The sequence below is a fragment of the Shewanella sp. SR43-4 genome (genome assembly GCF_014163845.1).
In the GTDB taxonomy this organism is placed as follows: Bacteria; Pseudomonadota; Gammaproteobacteria; order Enterobacterales; family Shewanellaceae; genus Shewanella; species Shewanella vesiculosa.
Genome location: NZ_JACJEB010000011.1, coordinates 136,265 through 152,553, shown reverse-complemented (window position 1 = coordinate 152,553; position 16,289 = coordinate 136,265). Strand labels below are relative to the sequence as shown.

Here is a 16,289-nt window from a genome sequence, read left to right as displayed (position 1 = left end):
CTGCACAATATAACTCGCGGTTTACTTTAATAAACAGTTAACTGCGAGTTAATCCTTATCCATTAATGTACAAATCTTCGACCGCAAATACACATCCTCTAACATTTCTATTCACACTTTTAGGCAAAGCTTTATTAGGATGTGCTCCTACATTTAGGTACTTTGGGAAGATATCCATGTCTATAAAAACAAAAACAACTCTGGTTGCTGTTGCTTTATCAAGCTTATTAAGTACATCGGCCCTTGCACAATTACAAAATGCGCCGCTGTCTAGCCCACAAGAAAGTACAGCTGTAGCCACACAACATAGTGAATCTGAAAAAGCCAATGCATTGTTTGAAGCCATTTTTATGGAAAACGTCATGGCAAATCCGATTAATCAAACTTACCTTGGTATCAAACAAGATTACGGTAAATGGAATGACCTATCAGATGCTGCTGCCGATGCCGACATCGCTCGCAACAAAGAGCAACTCACCAGACTAACTCAGCTTGATACAGCAAAACTGGATCAGCAAGCACTGCTAAGTTATGAACTATTAAAGGCCGATTTAGAAAACACCATAAGCGACGATCAGTGGCGTTATTACAACTATCCGATGAACCAAATGTACGGTGTTCATTCAATGGTGGCATCATTTCTTATCAATCAACACCAAATAACAGATGAAAGTGATGCTAAAGCCTATATCAGCCGATTAAACGCGGTACCGACCCTATTCTCGCAATTAGAAACATCATTAGAAACGCGAGCGCAAAAACACATCATAGCGCCAAAGTTTGTTTTCCCTTATGTGATTTCCGACAGCAAAAATATTATTAGTGGTGCTCCTTTTAGCGATACAGGTAAAGACAGTGCGTTATGGGCTGACGCTAAACGCAAAATCAATAAACTCGATATCACTGATGATAAAAAAGACCTCTTATTAAATGAAGTAAAACAAGCCCTGCTCACTAACGTCAAACCGGCTTATGAAAAGTTAATCACTTATACCAAGACGCTCGAAGCACGTGCCGATACTAAAGACGGAGTATGGAAGCTACCTAATGGAGAAGCGTTTTATAATAACGCCCTCGCCCGCACTACCACCACTAACATGAGTGCAGACACCATTCATGATCTCGGTCTAACTGAAGTTAAGCGTATTCATGACGAAATGCGCGTCATTATGAAAAAGGTTCAATTTGCGGGTAGCTTAAAAGAATTTTTTGCTTTCATGCGTGATGACAAACAGTTTTATTATCCTGATACTGATGCTGGTAAAGCAGAGTATCTAGCTCAAGCTAAGTCAATCATAGATAATATGAAGACTCGACTAGACGAAGTATTTACCATTCAACCTAAAGCCGATTTAGTTGTTAAAAAAGTTGAGGCATTTAGAGAAAAATCTGCAGGTAAAGCATTTTACGATCAACCTGCACCAGATGGCTCTCGCCCAGGGACTTATTACGCTAACTTATACAAAATGGATGCCATGCCAAAGTACCAAATGGAAGCGCTGGCTTATCATGAAGGGATCCCTGGTCATCATATGCAAATTGCTATAGCACAAGAACTGCAAGGCATTCCAAAATTCCGTAAGTTTGGTGGTTATACTGCTTATATTGAAGGTTGGGGACTTTATTCAGAATATTTCCCTAAGGAAATGGGCTTATATGCTGACCCATACTCTGACTTTGGTCGTTTATCGATGGAGTTATGGCGTGCATGCCGTTTAGTGGTTGATACAGGGATCCACGCTAAAAAGTGGACTCGTGAACAAGGCATTGCCTATTATGTTGAAAATACGCCAAATGCTGAATCCGATGCGATTAAAATGGTTGAGCGCCATATTGTGATGCCATCACAAGCTACCGCATATAAAGTCGGTATGATAAAAATATTACAGCTGCGTGAACAAGCCAAAAAAGAGTTAGGCTCAAAGTTTGATATTCGCGAGTTCCACACTTTAATTTTGAAAAATGGTCCATTGCCATTAGACATACTTGAAGAGCAAGTCAACAAATGGATTAAACAAGTGAACTCACTGTAACTGACAATGGGTCATCTGCACCAACGTAAAACGGCAACCTAAGGTTGCCGTTTTCATGTCACCATTACCACAAAAAAATAACCCCAGAACAAAGTCTGGGGTAAACCAAATAAACTAGGATGATGGTTTTAAGGCCGGCATTGTTTTAGTTCGAAAAGCATTGCCAACTCTGATCCAAAATTTGCTACCTTGCAGATTTGTACGCTTAATTGAAAAGGGGTCATTTCTCAACCAAACGCATGCTTCAAATCATTTCGAATCAACACACAACCATTGTATTGATATCAGAACAGACTTCAACCACTAAAGCAGCGTAAATCACTAACCCCTTGATTAGCAGGTTACGGATCAACTAATAAAGACATAGCTTAAATATCTGATATAAAAGGGATAAAAATAGAACATAACCTACAAGCAAAGCTTTGTTTTAAAAATAAAACAATGTTTCCACTTTGCTTAACATTAACGCTAAATAAGAGAGGGAGTAAATATGAATAAAGCGATTTGTTTTAAGTTTGCAGCATCAAACTTGTCATATCTTTTTCACAATAGGCTTATTGAAAAATCAATACGCCTATTGTGAGTAGATATCATCCTGCTCGCGGAAAAATGGCTATTTGATAAGCCCTTATTATCCGGCGTTGATGTTATTTACGCAGTTTATACAGGTGATCGAACTTAGCGTCCCAATATGGCGGGCTGCTAATATGCGTTTTAATAAAATCAATAAATGCACTGACTTTAGGAGCCAAGTGTTTACGACGAGGATATACAGCTTGTAATGGGAGGTTATGTGTCAACTGCCAATCGGGTAATAAAGGTACTAAAGTCCCTTGAGCAATCTCATCTTCCATCAAATAACTGGCTAAATACACAATGCCTAAACCACTCACCGCTGCCGATTTTAATGCTGGAGCATTATCAACACGGAAATTGCCTGACACGCCAATTTCGCAATAATCATCACCTTTTCTAAATTGCCACATGCTGTGTTCATGCCACTCGCCTTGGTACACCAAACAATTGTGTTCGACTAATTGCTCAGGGCGGCTAATGTTACCATGTTGGGCAATGTACCCCGGTGATGCGACTAACAAAAATTGACATTTCATTAGCGGCCTTGCCACCATACCTAGCGGCAATTGCTCAGACATGGTTAACAATAAATCTAAGCCTTCGCTGACAACATCAACTTTATGATCAAGTAAACTGACTTGCAGCTCAAGATCAGGATGTCTTGCCATAAACTCTGGTAGAGCAGGGATAATATGCATAGTACCAAATGATTGCGAGATCCCGACCTTCAATACTCCACGAGTTGCATCATTCAAGTTGTGCACGCTCGATACGGCCTGCTCTGCATCGCGAAGTAATTCTTCACCCTGAAGATACAATAAATTACCGGCTTCAGTAAGACTTAAACTACGTGTTGTACGCTGGATCAGCTGGACACCAAGTTTATGTTCAAGATCTGCAACTTGAGTGCTCACTTTAGATTTAGAAATGCCAAGACGTCTGGCTGCAGCACTAAAACTTCCTGCTCGTGCAACGTGAGTAAAAATTGCGATAGGTTCTAACAGTTCTAACATGAAAGTCGCCTTAAGCTGGTTACGACATTAATAATAATTTCAGATATCTGTTCTAGTAACTAAACCTTGCCAAGCATCAAAATCAATATTCACTTGTTATGTTTTTTTACTGCTAAATAAGCACCAAAACACATGAATACTGTCAATCAACATCAACAATTGAAGATTCTAAAATATAACCACATCTAAAGTAGAGTGTAACTTTGGTATAATTGGCACCAGTATAGCAAAAAAAGCCTATATGGTTCTATATTTATAATTGACAATCTCTTTATCAGAACAAAGCAACACCAGCTATAGCGGCATAATCGTTAAAATAGGCGCAAAAAAAAGCCCCTGTGTCTTAATAAGAGCACAGGGGAAGGTCAGGTGTCGGGGAGACATATTGACGGTAAATCGATATAGGTTACTTTGCTGCTTCACCTAACTTAGCTAAGGTATAAGGAGCTAATTCAGGAATAGCCTGACGGGTTTGATTTTCAAGCACTAATAAAGTGGCAAAGTTATCACATACTTTATCGGCACGATCTTCAAGACCTTGCGATTGCGACTCAAGTTGCTTTTCGATGTCGGCACCGACGTTGTCCATCTTTTGTGAAAAAGCATTCATTTTCTCTTCAAATGACCCCCCTTCTGAAGACATTATTTGGCTACCAAGTGTCATCATTAATGATCCCATTGAACTGGTAACCATTTGTTCCATTTCTTGCTCAAACTCTTTGTTAAAAGCTTGCTCAATTGATGCTTCTGTTGAGCCTAAATAAAATTTATCGCCTTGTTGATATGCCATGGTATCAACACGCTTTTGAATACCGACCATTAATTTATCGATATGAACATTAGCTGCATCACCAAAAATAGGTGTTAACGCCATATTAACCGCTTGAGTAGCCACAGAAACAACATCTCCAACAAGGTCTATCACATCTGGCACTTGGCGAGAAAGTTCTTCAGAGTACTGGGTGAGTAATTTTTGTTGTTTGTCATTAAGAGTCACTTTTTTACCCTCAACATAAAGCTGACCTAACTCAACACGATACTTTTCGATTCCATTATCGCTAATTTGTAGCGTAGTCGGCTCAACCGTTACGTCGTAGTTTAGGGTTACGTTACACTTCTCATCATTCAATGACATTTTTGCCATTGCAGGTGTTAACGCCCCAGCGGTGAATAACACACTCGTTAACGCTAAACCACAAATCAACTTTTGCTTAGTCATGATAAAAATCCTTTTGGTATACGAATATCAATAATTAGGTCGGATATGAAAGGTATATAGCATAAGTTATGCCAAAAACTATAAGGTTATGATTTATATTGAATTAAAATCTTAGAAACAAAAAAGATGGGCGAGTAGAGAAACAATAGCGGAAGTGTATTCGTAAAATAAACCAAAAAGTAGTCTATTTTACGAATCTCAATAATAATTAATTTATCTGCACCAAACTAAAAAATAGATCGACCGAGTTGCTGACTGAAGTGCTCAAGCATCGCAGTGCCGGCAAGTGAGTTGCCATTAACATCAAGCTCAGGTGACCAGACACAAATTGACATGTCACCAGGGATAACCGCAATAATCCCGCCGCCCACACCACTTTTACCCGGCATACCCACGCGGTAAGCAAACTCACCTGCACCATCGTATAGTCCCGATGTTGCCAGTAATGCATTAAGTTGCCGAGTTTGCACAGGCGATACTAAACTGTCGCCATCGAGCGTTTTACCACGATTAGCTAAATAGAACATAGCCCGAGACAAATCAGCGCAATTCATTCTTAATGCACAATAATGAAAATAACTTTTAAGCACGGTATTAACGTCGCCGTCAAAATTACCAAATGACTTCATCAAATAAGCAATAGATGCATTGCGGGCGCTGAACTGGAACTCAGAGTCCGCGACGACTTTATCGTAAGTGAGTATTGGGTTTTGGCTTAATTGGCGGACCACTTCCAACATACGATGCTTAGGTGCCCCAAGACGCGCTTGCAGCAAGTCGGCTATTACCAGTGCACCGGCATTAATAAAAGGGTTGCGAGGTTTACCGCGCTCTAATTCAACCTGCACGAGGGAATTGAACGAGTGTCCTGAGGGTTCTTTGCCTACCCGACTCCAGATTTCATCTTCGGTATATAAATTCAGTGCCAGAGTTAAGCTAAAAACTTTAGAAATACTTTGAATTGAAAAAGGTTCGAGGTAATCACCGGCACCAATTGTTTGACCATCAATGGTGGTGACTGCAATACCTATTTTATTAGGGTCAACACAGGCAAGAGCAGGAATATATCCTGCCACCTTGCCTTTACCCAAAAGCGATTTTACTTTATCGACAGCTTGCTGAAGTAATAATTGCTCTGGCAATTTAGCTTAACCCCACCAAATATCATATAAATCACTGACTTCAAGGTTAGAAACAGGCTTATCTTTCCAGAATGTTTTGACTGCTGCAGTATCTTCATCAGTACATTTACCAATAGCTTGGGTAGCAATAATACCTTCCCATTGCTTGTGTCCACCACCGTGGAAACCTAATTGACGAGGTTCAATAACTTCAATAAGAAACTGATCGACTAAGTTATCAATATCTTGCTCAGAAACTGACTCATCAAAGGTCCAGTTAATTTCAAAACCTAGCTCTTGAAACTCATCAACTCGTAATTTTTTACGTAAACGACGACTACGATTTTGCGCCATGGTATATTCTCCGATTGCTGAAAGTGTAGTTGTGATTAAGCGATACGCTCAAACATGATATCCCATACGCCGTGACCAAGTCTGTGGCCCCTTGCTTCAAACTTTGTTAGCGGACGATGGTCTGGACGTTCGACAACTGTACCAGTTGTTGATTGATTTTTATAACCTTCTGCTGCACTCATTATCTCTAACATATGCTCGCTGTAATTTTCCCAATCGGTTGCCATGTGAAACACGCCACCAATCTTAAGCTTACGGCGGATAAGCTGTACAAACTCAGCTTGCACAATGCGGCGCTTATGATGGCGCTTTTTATGCCAAGGATCTGGGAAAAATAATTGAACGCGCTCAAGTGAACCATCAACAATGCTGTGCTCTAACACTTCCATTGCATCGTGATGATATACACGTAAGTTAGTGACTTCAGCAGCACCAGCATCAGCAAGACACGTACCAATACCTGGCTTATGAACTTCTATGCCAATAAAGTTTTGCTCTGGGGCAGCTTTTGCCATTTGCACTAATGATGCGCCCATACCAAAACCGATTTCTAACACGGTATCAGCATCGCGACCGAACACTTGAGTTAACTCCAACGCTTGTGGAGTGTAATCAAGCCCCATTGTTGGCCAATATGCTTCAATTGCTTGAGATTGACCTTTAGTTAAACGGCCCTCGCGTAAAACAAAACTTCTGATTTTACGAATATACTTACCTTCTTCGTTAAATTCAGCTGTGGTAACGTCGCTCATTTTTGCCTCGTTGTCTGCGTATTCTGTTGTGCTGTGTAACTAGTGATAAAATCAGCTAGTGGCTATATGCCATTAAGCCACTCTTAACTAGCACGTTACGCAATTGCTATCTGTAATAGATCATTTATAAAGTCAGTTGCGCATTATACCTAAACTGATCGCACATGTTTATGCTAATTTATGTTTTTAAATAGCGCGGCTACTTGTGTAATAAAATGCCTATGGCTACACTGCGCCCATGAAAAATCTAAGCCCATTTTCTGAGCGTATTATCGCTTGGTACGACCTGCATGGTCGCAAATCACTGCCTTGGCAGCTCAATAAAACGCCTTACCGTGTTTGGGTGTCGGAGATCATGCTCCAGCAAACTCAAGTTGCGACGGTGATTCCCTATTATGAAAAATTTATGGCGCGCTTCCCAAGCGTTGTCGATCTTGCTAATGCGCATCAAGATGAAGTGCTGCATTTGTGGACCGGCTTAGGTTATTACGCCAGAGCCCGTAATCTACATAAAGCAGCACAGCATATACGTGATGCCTTTGATGGCAAGTTTCCCACTCAGTTTGAAGATGTTGTGGCTTTATCTGGAATAGGTAAATCTACCGCTGGGGCGATACTGTCATTATCACTTGGTCAACACCACCCTATTTTAGATGGAAATGTTAAACGAGTATTGGCCAGACATGGTGCTATTGCAGGTTGGCCTGGACAAAAAAACGTTGAGCAGCAATTATGGCAATTAACGGATGCGTTAACACCTGCCAAAAATGTTGAAAAGTTTAACCAAGCTATGATGGATATTGGTTCAAGTGTTTGTACTCGCAGCAAACCTAATTGCGCAGCCTGTCCTGTGGCAATTGATTGTGTAGCGCAACAAAGTGGCCATCAAAGCCTATATCCAGGTAAAAAGCCTAAAAAAGTGACGCCCGAAAAATCAGCCTTTATGGTGGTTTTAGTTGATAACAGCGAAGATTCTATAAAAGTTCAATTAATCCAGCGCCCACCAGCAGGTATATGGGGAGGGTTATGGTGTTTTCCACAATTTGAGCATCAAGCAGAATTAAATGACTATTTAACCCTGCATAATTTGACACAATCTGAACAAGGGCTTGCAGGGTTTAGGCATACCTTTAGTCATTTCCATCTTGATATTCAACCCGTATTAGTTGAACTATCTGTTGCTCAAGCTACTGGCATCATGGAACAAACCTCGGCTCTCTGGTATAACATAGAGCAACCTGCGAAAGTCGGCTTAGCAGCAGCCACAGAACGCATTTTGGCTAATTTAGCCGTACTTTTCGCGACACATTAGTGTTTACAGTAATTAATAAAGTTAGTAAGGAATCATCATGGCTCGCACAGTTCACTGTCAACATCTCAATAAATCAGCTGATGGCTTAGATTTTCAGCTTTACCCAGGCGAATTGGGTAAGCGCATTTTTGACAATATCAGTAAAGAAGCTTGGGGCTTATGGCAAAAGAAGCAAACCATGCTCATTAACGAGAAAAAACTCAATATGATGAATGTTGATGACCGCAAGTTTCTTGAAGAGCAAATGACTCACTTTTTATTTGAAGGTAAAGACGTTGAAATCGAAGGTTATGTTCCACCAGCGGAAGATGAATAACCTAGCAATATAATTGATAACAGTATTAAACAACAAAGCCGCTTAACTTAGCGGCTTTGTTTTATTCATCACTAATCCGACAGGTTATTGTTTAACGCCTTCCACTACCAAGGCTAATTCAACATTAGCGGAAGCTGGACCTAAATCCATTTTGACACCGAAATCTTTCATCGCAAAACTGGTTGTACCGGTAAAACCTGCACGGTAACCACCCCATGGATCTTTACCTTCACCGATAGCAACAGCATCAATAGTTAACGGTTTGGTTACACCATTTAAGGTAAAGTCACCATTAATCACAAACTGGTTATTACCTTTATCGACAATCGATGTTGATGTGAAAGAAGCCTCTGGGAATTTGCTGGTATTTAAAAAGTCTGCGCTGCGCAAATGCTTGTCACGTTCAGCATGATTAGAATCAACACTGTTAGTATTAATTTTAACATTCACTTTGCCGTCTGCTACTTTGGCAGCATCGAAACTGAAGTCACCAGAGAACTCATTAAAGCGTCCCACCACAAAGCTATAACCCAAATGGCTTACACTAAATTGAATTGATGCATGTGCACCTTGAGTGTCGATAACATAGTCGGCAGCGTTAACAGCAACAGGTAACATAAACGTTGCACCGACGAGTGCTGCTATAAGGTGTTTTTTCATGACTTTTATTCCTTTAAGTTAATAACAAGTAGATAAATAGGTAGTGATATACATCGAACATAACGGTTAATCGGTTCGACGGTTAAACCATTCGATTATTTGCTGATACGACTTGGCAGCAACATTCTTTTAAGCGTCTTGTCTTTATCAATAACATGATGCTTAATCGCACCTGCGGCATGCAACACAACCAACCCCATTAAGCTATAAGCAAGGTATTGATGTATCACTCCAGCGGTATCGGCTTGATCATCAATAAAAGCGTCAGGAAATGGCACGGCAAACCAATCAAAAATCCAAATATCTCGACCATCAGCTGTCGAAATCATAATTCCTGAACACATAATGAGTAACATTAACGTATAAAGAGCAGTATGCGCCCACTTAGCCGCACGTTTTTCCCATGGCTGATGGTTCGATAATGGACTAGGAGCATGTGATATGGTCCGCCAAACAAACCTCAATAGTGTTAATCCAAGTAAAAGCAGACCGACACTTTTATGAAGATGTGGTGCCGTTTGGTACCAACTACTATAGTAGGTAAGATCTACCATCCAATAGCCTACGCTAAATAGACCAATAACAGCGATGGCGGACAACCAATGAATCATAATGGTCACTAAACCATAGCCAGTCGGAGTGTTTTTTAACATGTCTTACTTTCCTCTAAACAAGTCACAACATTTTAACGTTAATTTTGGGAAAGAAAATCAGTAAAAATAGCCAAAATCGTTCTATAAAATAGAATTAATAGATTTTAAGATAGAGAATGACCGCATAATTAAGCAAGCTCTAATTAAACATATATCAATTGTAGTCACTACTGATCAAATATCATCAAGCCCGGTTGTTCGTCCGTCGTTAACATTCTTCAAACTAACCGGTTTAATTTTTATGAAACAAAGCGACACAAGTGTTAAAGACTCTGTCTCTAGCTGCGCTAATGTCTGGTAAAAAATTTATAAGATTAAAAGAGCTTCGAGCAGTGTTTGTGGTGAGTGTAAATTGCGTTATCGCTTACTGATGTAGCATAACGACATGTCATAAACACAGCCTTGAATTAAACGGCTATACATAGCTGCACAATTAATGTTGTTAGATTAGCTGGCATAATTCAGACCTATCTGAATCACTTCTCTCCCGTTGAGTAAATGTCCTCGCATTTCAGTGAACCTAAATTAAGATAAAATGCGCTATAAAAAGTTCACTTCTTTACATGTAAAGAAGTGAACTATCAACGACTCGGGCTGGCCGTTAAAGCCAAAACTCTAACTATTAGTTAAAAATCGGTCTAATGCAGATCAAGAAACGACAAATTCAATTTTCTGATTACTTTTTATGTAATCGTTAGCAAGCATCTATGACTTTATTCTTGGTGATTAATGCTGATAAACCACTTTCTGGGGTTAAAATCGATAAAAAAGCATCATTTTGCACATTAACTAGCCGAACGAGTGAAAACATTTAAAAAACCACTTGCACGATAAAATCCATCACTATACTATGTGCGCACTCCAGACGAGACAGGCATTGATTACCAAGTTAATACCTAGTTTGCAGTAGATAACTAACACTTAGTTAGTTGCCCGAATAGCTCAGTTGGTAGAGCAGAGGATTGAAAATCCTCGTGTCCCTGGTTCGATTCCGGGTTCGGGCACCACAATTAGCCGGCATAGCTCAGTTGGTAGAGCAACTGACTTGTAATCAGTAGGTCCCGAGTTCGACTCTTGGTGCCGGCACCATAAAAAACAAAAAAGCCACTCAATGAGTGGCTTTTTTGTATCTAATTATCCCCACCTACTAAATAATACAAGCTCACATTAAGCTCGGTATTTGCCCATAAAGCACAACGAATTCAGCTATATCAATATCACTGGATAAATGATTAAGAGTTTGCCTTATCAGATTAACTTAACCTCAAATAAACAATCAAAGATATAACCAGCTTAGATTAACCCGTATCCCCGGCAGCGTTTCAGAGACATACTATAAGCAAAAAGAGAGCCTAGGCTCCCTTTTTCGGTTGATAAAATCGCTTTAAACGGTAAACGCTATTTCCAACGTCTCATCTTATGACCTTTAACGGCATAAAACAGAATGAATAAGTAGCATGGAAACATCACCATATACCCACCCTGCATACCTAAGGATGTCGCTGAACTGGTTAGTCCCCAAAATAGTGGCCCAAAAGCGCCACCGGCAATCCCCATGATTAACAATGCAGAACCTGTGCTGGTCAGTTTACCCATACCTGAAAGTGCCAATGGCCACACAGCTGGCCACACTATGGCATTGGCTAAGCCTAGAAATGCAATCATCAATAATGTATCGGGAAGTTGGGCACCACCAAAAGGAACTAATAAAGCGTTAGCTATGACATAAGACTGGCTATCACCAAACACGATACCGGCAGTTAATATCAGTCCTAAAATAGCACTGAGCATTAATGCATTAGGTTGGGAAATAAAACGGGGAATACAAATAATGCCCAAGGTATAACCTAGCACCATGCACAGCATGGTATAGGATGTCATTACCCCGTAATTCTCAACGCCTAGCGTCAATGCAAATGTTCCAATCGTGTCGCCAGCAATAACCTCAACAGCCACATAAACAAATAAAGCAATAACACCTAATGCCAAACTTGGATGAGACAAAGCTTGTTTGATCTGGCCTTTTTCTGAATCGATTTCTGCTTGCTCTTGTTCCAATTCAGGCAGAGGTGATTTTTTCACTGCAAAAGCAAGAACACCAATAAAGATAGCCATGCCAAGATAAGGATAAATTAAGCTGTTGGCCATTTCATCAATTTGAATAGAGGTTAATTCAGTACCGACTCGCTCTTTAAAACTATCTAAAATAAGTGCTGTGAATACCATAGGTGCAATCACGCCGGCGCCTTTATTCAAAATACCCATTACGCTTACACGTGCTGCGGCTGACTCTTCAGGACCTAAGCGAACCACGTAAGGATTAACCGCTGTTTGTAATAGTGTCTGCCCTGTCCCCATGACAAGCTGAGCCACTAGAAATAATATAAATACTTGGGTTTGGGCTGCTGGGATAAATAATAAACCAGCCAACATCATTATTCCCATGCCTAATGCCATACCATTTTTATAACCCACTTTACGAATAACCCAGGCTGAGGGTAATGCGGTAAACGTTACCGCAATATAAAATGAAAAGAGGATTAACGAAGCTTGAAAAGGGCTTAGCTGTAATATTTGCTTTAAGTAAGGCATTAAGGAGCCATTTAACCAGGTAGCAAAGCCAAGAATAAAAAATAAAATTGCCACAATTGTCATTGGTACAACACTATTTTCTGCCGATGTTTTTGTTGTTGTCATTTCCATAAACCTGCTCATTATTATATTTATAGGGAGGACTTAGTGGTTTAGAAATATCAATATTAATTGAGGAATATTAATACACACTCACCACTAAGACAGCCTTGTCATCCATAACTAACAACTCACTTTAATAGGTGAGTTAACCTTATACTCTTATGAATATTTTTCGACGGTACATCCACCACAGTACGAGCCATTGCACTGTGACTAAACCTATGACACTGATCATTAACTGACTGGAAGCTGGTGCTGAACGTATCACTCCACCTAACAAGCTTTGAGTGATATAAGACCAATCAAGGATACTTGTTCCTAAATAAACAATAATGGAGTTAACACCAATAATAACAAATACATAAGACCATTTTTGCCATTTTAGTACATCGATAATGGCATAAAATACGCTAAAAAATAGTAAGCTCCACCCTAATGTCACGAGTACAAAGCTACTGCTCCACAGATCTTTATTTACAGGAATAATAAAGTCGAGTAACCACCCGCCGGACCACATAAGTAGCGCACAGAGCATCATAATGCTCACTTTAGCCCAATCGCCTTTGGGGTGTGGCTTAACAATGTATTGGCCCACAAACACACCACATAATGCGTTAATGACCGCAGGGAATGTCGATAGCACGCCTTCAGGATCAAGTGCGCGATGCTGATAAGCCATACCCGGTCGTAATATACTGTCTATATAAGTATTAAGACTTCCATCTGCAGTAAATACTCCTGCTTGGCCGCCAGGAAAACCAACAAAACACTGTAATAAAATATAAAAAATGAACATCGATATGGTGATTAATATTTGAACTCGCAGCGAGGTGTGCCACACCACCATTGCCGCAAAAAACCATGCAAAACCAATACGCGCTAGCACACTTGAAAATCGAATCTGTTCTGGGTCAACAGGGATCCCAGTCCCCCATCCATGGTTATATAACACTCCCAATGCAATCAGTAACAGTAAACGTGTTAATGCATAACGGTATAGCGGAATTCGCTCACGAAAAGCCAATAAGTCGATACGCTTAGGTGATAGACCGAGCGCCACACCCGATAAGAAAATAAACAAAGGGAAAATTAAGTCATAAAAGGTAAAGCCGTGCCATTGACTATGTTGGGTCTGAGCTTCAGCAACACGCCATCCCGCCCACCCCGTTAAAGCAAATAACGCGGCAAAAATGCCTTCGCCACCGATAATCCAAAACATGTCAAAGCCACGTAATGCATCAAGTGACATAAGTCTGGGTTTGCTGGGCTTATCACGTTGAGTATTGGACTCAATTTTGCGATTAACTGACATCATAGTCTCTTTCATATTTACACAATTAGACAGTAAGCTTTACTGCGCAAAAACGACGTTGCCAGCAATATAGGTGCGACTGACTTTATTGGCCGGGTTTAATAACACTAGATCTGCTCTATAACCTGGTTTAATTAAACCTAGTTGTTGCTCTAAACCGAGAAATGTTGCTGGATATAACGATGCCATTCGTAAAGCTTCTTCATGACATAATCCAAGCATAGCCACGCTATTATTCACCGCCCCAACCATGTCTAAAACACAACCGGCTAATTCTCCCGTGGCTGCATTAAGTCTGTCCCCCTGACGAGTAACCTGAGTACCAAATAATTTGAAACTGGCATCATCACTCATACCAACAGGCGGCATAGCGTCGGTTACCAGCATGACTTTACCTTTAGGCTTAGCATTTATGGCTATTTTTGCTGCCGCAGGATGAACATGATGTCCATCGACAATTAAGCCACACCAGGCATCTTGACTTTCCAGCGCAGCACCGACCATGCCAGGTTCGCGTGAACCTAAAGCAGACATCGCATTATATAAGTGGGTAAATCCTGTAGCTCCAGCCTCTAATGCTGCATTCACTGTGTCATAGTCAGCATTTGAGTGCCCTAAACAGACTTTGACGCCTGCTGACACCAGTGCCTTAATAACCTGAGTTGACACATTTTCAGGCGCCAGCGTGACCACTTTAATGCCTAAGTCTTGACGACTAAAAATACTCAGTTCTTTTTCACTAATTTGCCGAATATAGCACTGTGGATGTACACCTTTTTTAGGCACACTTAAATGTGGACCTTCAAAATGAATACCTAAAACACCAGCTTGTTGATTTGCAATAGCCACCGCAACCGTATCGGCTGCTTTTGTCATGATACTTACATCATCAGTAATTAATGTGGGTAAGAAACCTGTGGTCCCAAATCGTGCATGAGCACGGCCAATAATTTCAATACACTCGGTACTAGGCTCAGCATTAAATAACGCCCCGCCACCACCGTTCACTTGCACATCGACAAACCCTGGTGTGAGCGTACCCGCTAATTTTGTGACGGTATGGTGTTCGACATCAATTACATCTTCAGCACGTATGACAGCAGTGATCTTGCCTGCATCTATGGTTACGGCCATATTTTTATGAAATGACTCACCATCAAATAATCGCTCAACAATCAGGATTTGTTTCATAATACTCTCTGCTCTATATCGATTTTAATGAAGCAACTATAGTGTTTGAGTGACCTTCTTTAAGCCCGCGGGTTGATCAGGATTAATGCCACGGGCAATTGCGACTGCGGCAACATCAATGTAAAAACGCTGCAGTAATGCTAAAGGCGCAACTCGTGGATGAATATCTGCAGACGTTTGATTTAGATGCACTAAATCAGCACCTCGCTGCCTAACATTAGCAATTTGTTCTACATGGCTGGCATACGACTCATCGTTAATACATACATCAACAATCGCTAATTTCTTTTCAACTAATGTCACTGGGCCATGTAAAAATTCTGCACTACTAAATGCTTCAGCGTGTATTGAACAGACCTCTTTCATTTTTAATGCAATTTCTTTTGAAACTGCATAACCTAAGCCGCGACCAAGAACCACTAAGTTTTTAACGCCGTCCAATGACTCAGCAGTGAGTTGCGGTTCAGCATCAACTGCGGTTTGTAAAGCTTGGGGTAACGAGTTTACCGCTTGCGCTAATGATTCACTTTGAGTCCACTTAGCGGCAACTTGTAAAATAGCAGATAGAGTGGCTAGGTAGCTTTTTGTTGCAGCAACGGCTTTTTCTTCGCCTGCACGTAATGGCACAACAACATCAACAATGTCTTTAATAGGCGCTGACTCATCATTGACCAATGCCACACAAAATCCGCCCGCCGCTTTAGCCATTCTGGCTTGTGCAAGAATGTCAGGGCTTCGGCCAGACTGTGAAATCACGATGACTAATGCTCCCTCAAGTAGTAATGACTTACCGTATACGCTGGCAACAGAAGGAGCAGCAGCAAACGTAGGAACACCCGCTTCGATTTCAAATAAGTATTTAGCAAATACACCGGCATGATCAGAAGAACCACGACCTACAATCATGACAAATTTAGGCTTAAGTTCACGTAAGGTCTGACCCAATGTGTCAGTAATAGTCTGGTTGGCAATCAATTGCTCGGCAATTTTCTGAGGTGCGGTACGAGCTTCTTGTTCCATAACTGTAAGAATTTTCATAATAAACCTTGATAAAATAATGTTGAATTAACCAGTAACCTTGTA

At 40.6% G+C, this 16,289-nt stretch carries 14 protein-coding genes and 2 tRNA genes; 5 read left to right on the top strand and 11 right to left on the bottom strand.

Annotation, left to right across the window (positions count from 1 at the left end; all coding sequences use genetic code 11):
* The first annotated feature begins 176 nt into the window (after positions 1-176).
* Positions 177-2,033 (top strand): DUF885 family protein, encoded by a 1,857-nt coding sequence (locus H5123_RS14135; RefSeq protein ID WP_182698366.1) that lies wholly within the window; start codon positions 177-179, stop codon positions 2,031-2,033.
* A 647-nt stretch (positions 2,034-2,680) separates the two neighbouring features.
* Here the strand turns inward: H5123_RS14135 and H5123_RS14130 are convergent.
* The 5 genes from H5123_RS14130 to trmB form a co-directional block, all read right to left on the bottom strand.
* The gene (locus H5123_RS14130) at positions 2,681-3,622 is read right to left on the bottom strand and encodes a LysR family transcriptional regulator (RefSeq protein WP_182698365.1); all 942 of its coding nucleotides are present in this window, start codon (positions 3,620-3,622) and stop codon (positions 2,681-2,683) included.
* A 406-nt stretch (positions 3,623-4,028) separates the two neighbouring features.
* Positions 4,029-4,841 (bottom strand): YggN family protein, encoded by an 813-nt coding sequence (locus H5123_RS14125; RefSeq protein WP_124017176.1) that lies wholly within the window; start codon positions 4,839-4,841, stop codon positions 4,029-4,031.
* A 227-nt stretch (positions 4,842-5,068) separates the two neighbouring features.
* A complete protein-coding gene (gene glsB, locus H5123_RS14120) occupies positions 5,069-5,983 on the bottom strand; it encodes a glutaminase B (protein WP_182698364.1) in 915 nt (304 codons plus the stop codon).
* A 6-nt stretch (positions 5,984-5,989) separates the two neighbouring features.
* Entirely contained in the window at positions 5,990-6,316 is a 327-nt protein-coding gene (locus tag H5123_RS14115; RefSeq protein ID WP_182698363.1) for a YggL family protein, read from the bottom strand.
* A 35-nt stretch (positions 6,317-6,351) separates the two neighbouring features.
* A complete protein-coding gene (gene trmB, locus H5123_RS14110) occupies positions 6,352-7,068 on the bottom strand; it encodes a tRNA (guanosine(46)-N7)-methyltransferase TrmB (RefSeq protein ID WP_182698362.1) in 717 nt (238 codons plus the stop codon).
* Between the two features lie 238 nt (positions 7,069-7,306).
* On the opposite strand from trmB, the gene mutY reads away from it, so the two are divergent.
* Positions 7,307-8,380, top strand: coding sequence for an A/G-specific adenine glycosylase (gene mutY, locus H5123_RS14105; RefSeq protein ID WP_182698361.1), 1,074 nt, complete (start codon positions 7,307-7,309; stop codon positions 8,378-8,380).
* 37 nt (positions 8,381-8,417) lie between these two features.
* The gene (locus H5123_RS14100) at positions 8,418-8,696 is read left to right on the top strand and encodes an oxidative damage protection protein (RefSeq protein ID WP_101086395.1); all 279 of its coding nucleotides are present in this window, start codon (positions 8,418-8,420) and stop codon (positions 8,694-8,696) included.
* 84 nt (positions 8,697-8,780) lie between these two features.
* Here the strand turns inward: H5123_RS14100 and H5123_RS14095 are convergent, their stop codons facing one another.
* Positions 8,781-9,356 carry a YceI family protein gene (locus tag H5123_RS14095; protein WP_182698360.1) on the bottom strand — a complete coding sequence of 192 codons (576 nt, stop codon included), beginning with the start codon at positions 9,354-9,356 and terminating at the stop codon, positions 8,781-8,783.
* A 95-nt stretch (positions 9,357-9,451) separates the two neighbouring features.
* Positions 9,452-10,009 (bottom strand): cytochrome b, encoded by a 558-nt coding sequence (locus H5123_RS14090; protein ID WP_182698359.1) that lies wholly within the window; start codon positions 10,007-10,009, stop codon positions 9,452-9,454.
* Between the two features lie 931 nt (positions 10,010-10,940).
* Here H5123_RS14090 and H5123_RS14085 point away from each other — a divergent pair.
* A tRNA-Phe gene (locus H5123_RS14085) sits at positions 10,941-11,016 on the top strand.
* Positions 11,017-11,022: 6 nt separating this feature from the next.
* Positions 11,023-11,098, top strand: a tRNA-Thr gene (locus tag H5123_RS14080).
* A gap of 309 nt (positions 11,099-11,407) precedes the next feature.
* Here H5123_RS14080 and nagP read toward each other — a convergent pair.
* From nagP to nagB-II, 4 genes are all read right to left on the bottom strand, one after another.
* Positions 11,408-12,712 (bottom strand): N-acetylglucosamine MFS transporter NagP, encoded by a 1,305-nt coding sequence (gene nagP / locus H5123_RS14075; RefSeq protein ID WP_404948315.1) that lies wholly within the window; start codon positions 12,710-12,712, stop codon positions 11,408-11,410.
* A gap of 142 nt (positions 12,713-12,854) precedes the next feature.
* Positions 12,855-14,015, bottom strand: a complete 1,161-nt coding sequence (gene nagX / locus H5123_RS14070; RefSeq protein WP_182698357.1) for a transmembrane glucosamine N-acetyltransferase NagX — start codon at positions 14,013-14,015, stop codon at positions 12,855-12,857.
* A 39-nt stretch (positions 14,016-14,054) separates the two neighbouring features.
* Positions 14,055-15,206 (bottom strand): N-acetylglucosamine-6-phosphate deacetylase, encoded by a 1,152-nt coding sequence (gene nagA, locus H5123_RS14065; protein ID WP_182698356.1) that lies wholly within the window; start codon positions 15,204-15,206, stop codon positions 14,055-14,057.
* Positions 15,207-15,242: 36 nt separating this feature from the next.
* A complete protein-coding gene (gene nagB-II, locus H5123_RS14060) occupies positions 15,243-16,244 on the bottom strand; it encodes a glucosamine-6-phosphate deaminase NagB-II (protein WP_182698355.1) in 1,002 nt (333 codons plus the stop codon).
* Positions 16,245-16,289 lie beyond the last annotated feature (45 nt).